Origin of the sequence: Fodinicola feengrottensis (assembly GCF_010993775.1) — a bacterium.
Taxonomy (GTDB): Bacteria; Actinomycetota; Actinomycetes; order Mycobacteriales; family HKI-0501; genus Fodinicola; species Fodinicola feengrottensis.
The window spans coordinates 22659-31901 of sequence record NZ_WOTO01000082.1 but is presented as its reverse complement, the minus strand read 5'-3'; the positions used below and the strand labels follow the sequence as shown (position 1 = coordinate 31901).

Sequence of the window (9243 nt, the reverse complement as noted above, 5' to 3'; positions counted from 1 at the left end):
CTCGCCCGCGCTCGGCATCGGTGCCTTCATTGAAAAAACGCTGGTCCACTCTGGACAGTGCACGAAGGTCGACCCGACCGCTGATCCGAAAGCCGTGGGGCTGCTCGGCTGCGGGGTGATGGCCGGGCTCGGCGCCGCCATCAACACCGGCGGGGTCACCCGCGGCGACACGGTGGCCGTTTTCGGTTGCGGTGGCGTGGGTGACGCGGCGATCGCCGGCGCCAGGCTGGCCGGTGCTCGTACGATCATCGGCGTCGACGTCGACGACCGGAAACTGGCGTGGGCGCGCAAACTTGGCGCGACGCACACCGTGAACGCCAAGCAGACCGACCCGGTCGAGGCGATTCGCGAGGCCACCGGTGGTTTTGGCGCGGACGTGGTGATCGAGGCGATCGGCCGGCCGGAGACGTACGAACAGGCCTTCTACGCCCGCGATCTCGCCGGCACGGTCGTGCTGGTCGGCGTGCCCACCCCGGACATGCGGCTGGAAATGCCACTGCTTGATTTCTTCGGCCGCGGCGGCGCGCTGAAATCATCCTGGTACGGCGACTGCCTGCCCTCCCGGGATTTCCCGATGCTGGTGGACCTTTACCAGCAGGGCCGGCTCGATCTGGACGCCTTCGTCTCGGAGACCACCACGCTGGACGACATCGAGGCCGCGTTCGAGAAAATGCATGCCGGCGAGGTCCTGCGCTCGGTCGTGGTCCTTTGATCGAGAAGGTGGTCACGTCCGGGAAGTTCGAGCTCGATGGCGGCAGCTGGGACGTCGACAACACACGTTTGGCTGGTGGGCGACGAAAACGAGGTGCTGGTGATCGACCCCGCCCATGATGCCGAGGCGATCCTGGCCGCGGTCGGGAAGCGCAGGGTCACCGCGATCGTCTGTCTGTACGCACGGCCACAACGACCACATCGGCGCGGCGGAGGCGGTAAAAAAAACCGCCACCGGCGTGCCGGTCTGGCTGCACCCGGCCGACCGGATGCTGTGGGACGTGGTTTATCCCGAGCTGCCGCCGGACGGCGAGCTTTCCGACGGTCAGGACCTGCCCGTCGCCGGCACGGTCCTGTCCGTACGGCACGCGCCGGGCCACTCGCCCGGCTCAGTTTCGCTCTACAGTGCGGATCTGGGCGTGGTCTTCACTGGCGACACGCTGTTCAACGGCGGACCAGGCGCGACCGGCCGCTCGTACTCCGACTTCGACACCATTGTCGCGTCGATTTCGGCGCGATTGCTCACTCTCGCGCCGGACACCACCGTCCACACTGGACACGGCGACGACACCACCATCGGCGCTGAGGCCGCGCATCGACAGGACTGACTCAAAACATAGTGTTCTGGTTGGCGGGATCGTCGGGCACCGGCTGCGCCACATCCCAGTGCTCGACGATTTTCCCGTCCGCGAACCGAATGATGTCCACGATGGCGGTCCCTCGCTCCGCATCGGTCAGCTTCATGAGCCCGTGCGTCACGACCAGGTCTCCCTCCGCTATAACCCTGCGGATGTCCAGCCGCAGCTGCGGGAACCGCTCGACAAACGCGCCGAGGAATTTCCTCGAAGCTTCCGCGCCATCGGGTGCGTGCGGATTGTGTTGCACGTACGACGGGCCAACGTAACGATCGAAAGCCTCCATGGGTCGCCTCGCGTTGAAGGCGAGATCGAGGTACGCCCGCGCCGTTTCCTTGTTCTGTTCCAGATCCATCCACCCATTCCACCAACGGTTCGGCGAAATCCGAAGGACCGATCGGATCTGATGCCATACCCTGAAGGTATGGTCGATCTCGAGGTGCGAGAGCTGCGGTATTTCCAAGCGGTCGCCCAGGAGCTGAACTTCTCCCGGGCCGCCGAGCGACTCGGCATCGCGCAGCCGCCGCTGTCCCGGGCGATCCGGCAACTGGAGCGCCGGGTCGGTACGCAACTGTTCGAGCGAGACAACCGGCGGGTCGCACTGACCGCCGCCGGCGCGGTCCTTATGGACGAGGCGACTCAGGTCTTCAACGCGATTTCCGCGGCCGCCCTGCGGACCCGCCGAGCCGCCGCGGCCAGCCCGGCGCTGGTAGTGACTGCGAAGCCGATGGTGACCACCGACTTGCTGCGTCGCATCCTCGAAGCGTACGGGCCAGATCCTGGGCTCGAGGTGGTCATCAGCGGCTTTGGCGAGCAGGCCGACCTGGTCCGCGACGGCCGCGCCGACGTGGCGCTGCTGGGCCTGCCCGGCGACCATCGCGGCCTCGACCTCCAGGTGCTGACCAGCGAGCCGCGGGTAGCCGCGCTGCCGACCGGCCACCCGCTCGCCGGCCGGGCCGGGCTGAGCCGGCACGACCTCGCCGGCCTGCCCTTCCCGCGCTGCCGGGAAACCAGCCCCGCTGAGCGGTCGTTCTGGGGCGGCGATGACCCCGCCGACGGCCCGGTCATCCAGGACAGCTCCCAACTCCTGGAAGCCGTCGCGCTCGGTCAGGCGGTCGCCCTCATCCCGGCGTCCCTGGCCGCTCGCAACCGCCGCGACGACATCGCCTACCGCCCGGTCCCGGACGCCTGCCCGTACGAGATCGCCGCCGGCTGGCCGGCTGGCAGCCGCAACCCCGCCATCGCGCACTTCGTCGAAACCGCCCTTGGCCTGGCTACCGCCGGGCGGCCGTCCGAGCGTTCAGCACAGTCATGACGACGACCAGGACGCTTGCCACCACCAGGACGGTCGCGAGCGTGTGCAGGCTGGCATCGGTGGCGCGCTCGCGATAGGTGACGCTGATCAGGCTCGCCGCCGCGATCGCGCCCACATACATGAAAGTACGCAGCAAACCCGCGGCCGTACCAATATGAGCGGCCGGCGCCTGCCCGTACATGGCGGCCTGGTTGGCGACCACCACCATGGCGTTCTGTACGTACGCCGAAAACCACGCTGACAGCGAACAAAAGCCAGATCGAGGTGGCGTGGTCGAGGAAAAGCAGACTGGCCGAACCGACGGCCAACAGAGTCGCGCCCACCAGCAATGGTCCCCACACCGCGCGCCTGCGCGAGACGATCGCCGAAACCACCGCGGCCACCACAAAAAAGACGGCATCAGGATCAGCCCGGCGGCGGACGCGGACAGCCCTGCGCTCTGCTCCAGCCACTGCGTCCAGCCGTAGAGAAAGCTGTACGTGACCAGGAAAGTCAGCGCATAGCGCAGATAGGTCGCGGTCAGGGCCCGGTTGCGTACGAGCATCCGAACCTCGGCGAAAGGCGCGGCCGCCCCCGATGCGCCAGCTTCGGCGGGTTCGCGCGGCTCGTCGGCTGGCAGCCAGCGCAGCGCGAAAATCGCCCCGACCACAGCCAGCGGCACGTTCACCAGGAAAATCGAGCGCCAGCCGCCGGCCGCGATCAACAGACCGCCCAGCGGCGGGCCGACCGCCATGGTGACCTGGCCGGCGCGAGCGCGCGCGAGCACCCGGCCAGGCACCGGTTGGTCCAGCCGTACGGACTGCTGCCGGACCATGGTCATGGCCGCCGGGTAAGCCGCCGACGTGCCCACCCCAATGACCACCCGAGAGGCGATGACCAGGCCAAACGCGCCGGCCCAAGCACCGAGCAGGCCGCCGGCCGCGACCATCGCGAGCCCGGCCAGGTAGATCCGCCGCGGTCCGAACCGGTCGGCGAGCTTGCCCATCACCGGCTGGCCGACCGCGGTCGCCAGGTAGAGCGCGGAAACCAGCCACGCGGTCCGGTCCGCGCCGACCCCGAAGGCCTGGCCAATCGACACCAGGGCGACCGCGATGATCGAGGAATTGATGGGGTTCAACACGGATCCGGTCGAGGTGGCCAGCACGAACCGCGGGCCGAATCCGACGGATTTCGGCGTGAGCGCCGAAAGCGTACCCGTCATGAGGTGGATCTGTTGTTACTGTCCATGAGGAAATTCTGCGCCGCGAACTGACCAGGACTAAATACCCGTTTCGGCCGGCGAGATACCCTCCGGGTATGCCAGTGGACATCCGCCTGATGCGATATGTGGTGGCGATCGCGGAAGAAGGCAGCTTCGGCCGGGCCGCGGCCCGGCTGCATATCGCCCAGCCGCCACTCAGCCGGCAGGTCGGCGAACTGGAGCGCGAACTGGGGGTGCGACTCTTCGAACGCCGGCCCACCCGACTGACCGCGGCCGGCGAGGCTTTCGTCGAGTCCGCCCGGAAAGTGATCGCCGACGTCGACCGGGCGGTGGCTCGTACGAAAGCGGTGGCCGGCGGGGCGGTCGGCGTCGTACGGGTCGGATACGTGGTGAGCGCCGCTTATGAAGTGCTGCCTCGCTTGCAGGCCGCCGCCCGAAAGCAAGCGCCGGGCATTCGCCTGGACGTCACCGAAACCGACTCCGCGGCGCTGGCACAGGGCCTCAGGGACGGCCGCTATGACCTCGTCTTTCCCGCAGTATCACGGACTTCCACCGACTGAGCGTGACGCGCGAACCGCTGGTCGCGGTGATCAGCCGTACGCATCCGCTGGCTGGCCGGGAATCGGTGTCCGTACGAGAACTCCGTGGCAGCCGGCTGCTGCTCTCCGAGCATCACCTGCCCCGCTACCGCGAGGCCGTTCTCACTGCCGTACAAGGAATTCTGGATGAGGTGGTGAACACCAGGATCGCCGGCTGGCGGTATTCCGACGAGCTGCTCGACAGCCGTACGATCACTTTGGTGCCTCGCACGCTGGGCGACCATCCGCCGTCGACCGCGGTGACCGTACGGCTGGAGGAGGAACCGCCAGCCGCCGATCTGCAGGCGGTGTGGACGACCGACCTGTCCCCTCCAGCCGGTCGCATCGTGGAACTCGTACGCACAATATTCGACTAGGGCGTGTCTCCTAATTCCAGGTGGATGAGGGTCGAGATCCAAGCGTCGGCTGCCGGTGCCGCGGGAAAAGCCTTTCATAGCAGCGCTATGGGGGCTTTTCCGCGGTGCCGCCAGCCGACTCCTGGGCTCGGCTATCGCCCGCCGCAATAACCAGACAGGGCCTAAGCCGAGCGCTCGTTGCTGCCGATGCGGGGGAACGGACCGGTTGAGAAGATGACTTCCACCGCGACCTCGAAGTAGTCGGCGATTTTCAGTGCCAGATAGAGGCTCGGGCTGTATTCGCCGCGTTCCAGGTAGCCGATGGTCTGGTAATGGACGCCGAGCGCCTCGGCGAGTTGACGACGGGAGATGCCGCGTTCGGCGCGCAGCATGGCGATCCGGTTGTAGATCGTCTCGCTCATGCCACGCCCCGATCGCCGAACAGCTCAGCGAACATTCTTACCCAACCCGCTGCATCGCTTTCTCGCGGCGGGCCGCGACGCTGGAGCCGGACTCGCGACGCGCCATCCGGCGCAGCACCATCGGCGCCACCACCAGGCCAATCACCGCCCACAGCAGGAGCATGCCGAGGGTTTCCGGCTGCCGCCACGAGTGTCCGATCTCGACCGCGGCCAGTTGGCCGGGCAGCAACGCCGACCGCATGCCCAGGCCCAGCCAGTAGATCGGGAAGATCTGGCCGATCCACTGCAGCCAGACCGGCAGTTGGGTGATCGGGTAGAAGATCCCGGAGACGCCGATCAAGCCCATGATCGGGAACATCACCAACCCCATGTTGCGCGGGTTGGAGAACAGCGATCCGAGAATGGCGCCGAGCGGCAGGGTGGCGACCAGTCCGACCACGATGACCGCGACCAGGACCAACCAGCCGCCGACGCCGTTCACTCCGACCTGGTTGAAGAATATGAGGCCGGGGATCAACTGCAGTAGCAGGCCGAGCAGGGTCCACCCGGACGCGAGGACGATTTTGCCGACCAGATAACCGGTCATCCCGTTCGGAATCGCCTTGGCTCGCAACAAAGTGCCGTCCTCGCGCTCGACCATCAAGTACTGCGCGAGGGTCAGCATCCCGCCGAACGCGATGCCCATGCCGAGCACACTGGGCAGCACGGTCGCCCCCAGCGAGAAATTCAGCCCTGGCACTTTGGCGCCGCGCATGAACAACATCACCACGAGCAGGATGATGTTGGGGGAAGATCGCGCCAAACAGGTCCTGCACGTTGGTCACCGAGTTGCGCAACTCGATCAGACCACGGCGCAGCCCGGCCCGACCGGCGTAGAGAGATGCGTTCATCGGGCCGCCTCCGCGAAAGTGGCGGCGGTGCCGCTGGTTTGTCCGGTCTCGAACTGCTGCACCATCGCCATGTACGTGTCCTCCAGGCTCGCCCGGCGAACCTCAAGGTCACCGATCTTGTCCCCGTACTGCTGGAAAAGTTCCCGCACATAGCGGGTCGACTCGGTGCTGGTGTGGACAAAACGCTGACCGTCCCGGGTCCACCGGATCTCCGCCTCGCCGGACATCTGGCGGGTCAGCTCATCCGGCGAGCCGTTCGCGATCACCTTGCCGCCGGCCAAAATCAGGATCCGGTCGGCCAGTTTTTCGGCCTCGTCCAGGTCATGCGTGGTGAGCAGGATGGTGGTGTGGTCACCATCGGCCAGCCGGTGGACGAGGTCGTGAAACTCCCGCCGCGCCTCCGGGTCGAAACCCACCGTCGGCTCGTCCAGGAAAAGCAACTCGGGCCGCCCGACAATGCCGATCGCGACATCCAACCGGCGGCGCTGGCCGCCGGAGAGCTGGCCGACTTTTTTGTTGGCATGCTCGGTCAAACCGACCGTGGCGACCAGCTCGTCCGGGTCCCACGGCCGAGGATCCCGCGCAGTGGAATAGGGCACGTAATATTCGCCCAAATGCGCGAGCAACTCGCGTACTTTCCATTTTCCGTGGTCGCGCCACGACTGCAGCACAATGCCCAGTCGGGCCCGCCACGCCTCGCCGCCGCTGGCCGGGTCCTGACCAAGCACGCTCACCTGTCCGGCCGACCGCATCCGGAAGCCTTCCAGGATCTCGATCGTGGTGGTCTTTCCGGCGCCGTTGGGGCGAGCAGACCGATCACCTCGCCACGCCGGGCCACGAAATTCACCCCGGTCAGCACGTCGTGCGTGCCGTACCGCATCCGCAGGTCGCTCACGTCCAGCACGACCCGCTCGTCCGGCGGCCCAGCAGTCGCCTCCGGTGCCGCTTCTCTCACTGTAGTCATATGACCTCGCCGTTCGATTCAATCACTCGGATCATTGATAGCAGGGATGCTACAAGAAGCCCTAGGTACATGACAAGAAGTTTATACTCGATCTAAGTTTCAGGAGAGAGCATTGCTGGCGAGAAGCGCGCGTACGCGGAGATAGGTGATGTCCCGAGCGGCCAGTTCGTGCGCCAGCGGGTCGTCCCCTTTCAGCAAACCCAGCAGGAGGTGCGTGTCGTCGAGCTGGCGTTCGCCGTTGTCGACCGCGGCGCGCAACGCCTGCTCCAGCACGCGTTTGACAGCCGCGCCGAACCGCGATTCCAGCCGGCCGACCCGGGGCGGTCGCGGCGTAAGCGCCCCTGATCCCCAGTTCCGCTCGACGGTGTCGATCACCTCGTCCACATCGATGCCGATGCCGGCGAGCGCGTCGACGTCGGCGACACTGAGGCCACCTCGCCGGTCAGCCGCCTCCACCGCGGTCATCAGCTCCGCGAGACCTGGCTCATCGACGCCCACTTGCGCCAGCACCTGAGCGGCTCGGGACTCCCGGTCCGCGACCATGGCCGCCAGCAAATGCCTGGTGCCGACCTGGCCGCCATCGGCGATAGAGACCGAATCCTGCACGACCCGCCGCGCATTTTTAGTGAAACGCTCGAACATCACTCACCTCTTCGCATGTTTTTTATGTACGGCCTGCCGGCTGACGCCGAGTTCGGTGGCGATCTCCTGCCACGACCAGCCCTGATCGCGTGCGTTGGCGACCTGCATGGCCTCCAACTGCTCCAGCAGCCGGCGCAGCGCCGAGACCGCCCGCAGCCCGGACCGCGGATCGCGGTCGCCGGCGGCGGTGGCCAGGTTCGTTGCGACTGTCATGCCGTCAACTTACGTTGACAGATGGCCGATGTCAACTTGAGTTGACAGCTTCGCCGCGTACCCGTGCGTGACCGCTGTTTTTCACGAGTGGCATCATCGGCCGGGATGACTTCAGTCAGCCGCGGCCGCCGGTCCAGCACCTCGAAACCGGCGGGTGGCGTTTACGCCGAGATGGTCAGGACATTCGAACGGCTCGTCGACGAGCCGAATGTCCTGCTCGTGGAGCTGGCCGCGTCCGGGCTGCTGGGGATGTGGTGGGACGCTCCACTGCCCGGCATCGACCCGGACACGATGATCGGCGGCCAGTTCGTCGAGTACGCGCGGGAATCACCCAGCCTGCCCGCGCTGGCCGCACTGCGGGCCGTACAAGCCATCGGAGTGGGCGAGAACCTCCGTGCCCGCGCTGGCGAAGCGGCCGACGAGTTGGCCGACTCCGGGCTGGAAGAACCGATCTGGCGGGACGGGATCGGACACCCGACCCCCACCACCTGCTGGCAGTATCGCGACGGGCACCACCAAAACGGCATTGTGCTGGCCGAGTTCGAGCAGCAGGAAAAGTCCCACGCGCTGGTCGTTTTCCTTGAGCCGCTGGGCAAAACCGGGCGCGCCACCGATATTTCCATGACCGGCGACTCGGCCGTACTGGTCCGCGAACTGCGCAAGAAAGCGATGGCCGGCGCGGGCGTACACACCCTCGACCACCTCGCCCCCGCCGCCGCGGCAACGCTGATAATGCAGGCATTGCGCCGTACCGACGCGCTCGACGATCCCGCGGTCGACAAGCAGTACGGGCAGCTCAGAGCCCTCGCCTACGCCCGCTGCCGGAGCCTCACCGACCCCATTTCGCACGTCAAATCTTAAAAAGATTCCCGATGGGGAAAACGCCGCCACATTCGTACGACTTCATGACCACATGCAAATACGCCTTGCCGTATACAGAAAGTGGCCAGGTGCGCACTCACTGTGTGTAATTGATCGCTCAGTTATACGTGTCCTGGCATTTTAGAAAACCTAAAGCCGGCCAGGTTACCTTTTCAGCGTGTGGGGTTCGGGTCTGCCCGGGGGACGGGGGCGAGCAGCCCTGCTAGTCCGGGGGAAGAGCGACAGCCAGCAATGGGTGTTTTCTTGGCTCTCCACACGGCAGACGGGGCGGGATGGCTGGGCCTACGACCGAACGGGGGTTCGTAGGTCCGGCCGTTGCCCCTGCGCTGAGCCGCCATCCGCGAAGCGGGGCTTGCCAAGCCCCCCAGGTGGGCCAGCGAATATCCCGCAGAATGTGCGGCACCTCGGCGGACCGTGTCCGGGGGGACCGGGGT

13 protein-coding genes and 1 pseudogene are annotated in these 9243 nt (G+C 66.5%); 6 read left to right on the top strand and 8 right to left on the bottom strand.

Going from position 1 to position 9243, the window contains the following annotated elements; all coding sequences use genetic code 11:
• Together GNX96_RS44470 and GNX96_RS44465 are read left to right on the top strand one after the other, a co-directional pair.
• Positions 1–712: zinc-binding dehydrogenase (locus tag GNX96_RS44470; protein ID WP_163573464.1), on the top strand; the 712-nt coding region annotated here is incomplete at its 5' end.
• Positions 709–1319 (top strand): annotated as a pseudogene (locus tag GNX96_RS44465) (MBL fold metallo-hydrolase). The gene GNX96_RS44470 and the pseudogene GNX96_RS44465, both read left to right, overlap by 4 nt.
• Before the next feature lies 1 nt (position 1320).
• Here GNX96_RS44465 and GNX96_RS44460 read toward each other — a convergent pair.
• Complete coding sequence (locus GNX96_RS44460) at positions 1321–1701, bottom strand: nuclear transport factor 2 family protein (protein WP_163573463.1); 381 nt, start codon at positions 1699–1701, stop codon at positions 1321–1323.
• Between the two features lie 69 nt (positions 1702–1770).
• Between GNX96_RS44460 and GNX96_RS44455 the strand changes: the two genes are divergently transcribed.
• On the top strand, positions 1771–2661 hold the full coding sequence (locus GNX96_RS44455) for a LysR family transcriptional regulator (RefSeq protein ID WP_163573462.1): 891 nt from the start codon (positions 1771–1773) through the stop codon (positions 2659–2661).
• Here GNX96_RS44455 and GNX96_RS44450 read toward each other — a convergent pair.
• Complete coding sequence (locus GNX96_RS44450) at positions 2621–3862, bottom strand: MFS transporter (RefSeq protein ID WP_279583164.1); 1242 nt, start codon at positions 3860–3862, stop codon at positions 2621–2623. The two genes, GNX96_RS44455 and GNX96_RS44450, sit on opposite strands and share 41 nt — an antisense overlap.
• Before the next feature lie 95 nt (positions 3863–3957).
• Between GNX96_RS44450 and GNX96_RS44445 the strand changes: the two genes are divergently transcribed.
• Both GNX96_RS44445 and GNX96_RS44440 read left to right on the top strand, forming a co-directional pair.
• Complete coding sequence (locus GNX96_RS44445) at positions 3958–4422, top strand: LysR family transcriptional regulator (protein ID WP_279583163.1); 465 nt, start codon at positions 3958–3960, stop codon at positions 4420–4422.
• A gap of 2 nt (positions 4423–4424) precedes the next feature.
• Positions 4425–4817: a LysR substrate-binding domain-containing protein gene (locus GNX96_RS44440; RefSeq protein WP_163573460.1), complete on the top strand. Its 393-nt coding sequence runs from the start codon at positions 4425–4427 to the stop codon at positions 4815–4817.
• Between the two features lie 161 nt (positions 4818–4978).
• On the opposite strand, the gene GNX96_RS44435 is transcribed toward GNX96_RS44440, so the two are convergent.
• From GNX96_RS44435 to GNX96_RS44415, 6 genes are all read right to left on the bottom strand, one after another.
• Entirely contained in the window at positions 4979–5218 is a 240-nt protein-coding gene (locus tag GNX96_RS44435) for a helix-turn-helix transcriptional regulator (protein ID WP_163573459.1), read from the bottom strand.
• A 37-nt stretch (positions 5219–5255) separates the two neighbouring features.
• Positions 5256–6020 carry an ABC transporter permease gene (locus tag GNX96_RS44430; protein WP_279583162.1) on the bottom strand — a complete coding sequence of 255 codons (765 nt, stop codon included), beginning with the start codon at positions 6018–6020 and terminating at the stop codon, positions 5256–5258.
• A gap of 84 nt (positions 6021–6104) precedes the next feature.
• The gene (locus GNX96_RS44425) at positions 6105–6860 is read right to left on the bottom strand and encodes an ABC transporter ATP-binding protein (protein ID WP_279583161.1); all 756 of its coding nucleotides are present in this window, start codon (positions 6858–6860) and stop codon (positions 6105–6107) included.
• Positions 6839–7072, bottom strand: a complete 234-nt coding sequence (locus GNX96_RS60030) for a hypothetical protein (protein ID WP_279583160.1) — start codon at positions 7070–7072, stop codon at positions 6839–6841. The genes GNX96_RS44425 and GNX96_RS60030 overlap by 22 nt, the downstream gene beginning before the upstream one ends.
• Before the next feature lie 99 nt (positions 7073–7171).
• Entirely contained in the window at positions 7172–7714 is a 543-nt protein-coding gene (locus GNX96_RS44420) for a Clp protease N-terminal domain-containing protein (protein WP_163573458.1), read from the bottom strand.
• Between the two features lie 3 nt (positions 7715–7717).
• Positions 7718–7927 (bottom strand): helix-turn-helix domain-containing protein, encoded by a 210-nt coding sequence (locus tag GNX96_RS44415; protein WP_163573457.1) that lies wholly within the window; start codon positions 7925–7927, stop codon positions 7718–7720.
• 105 nt (positions 7928–8032) lie between these two features.
• Between GNX96_RS44415 and GNX96_RS44410 the strand changes: the two genes are divergently transcribed.
• Entirely contained in the window at positions 8033–8788 is a 756-nt protein-coding gene (locus tag GNX96_RS44410; protein ID WP_163573456.1) for a hypothetical protein, read from the top strand.
• The last annotated feature ends 455 nt before the right edge of the window (positions 8789–9243 follow it).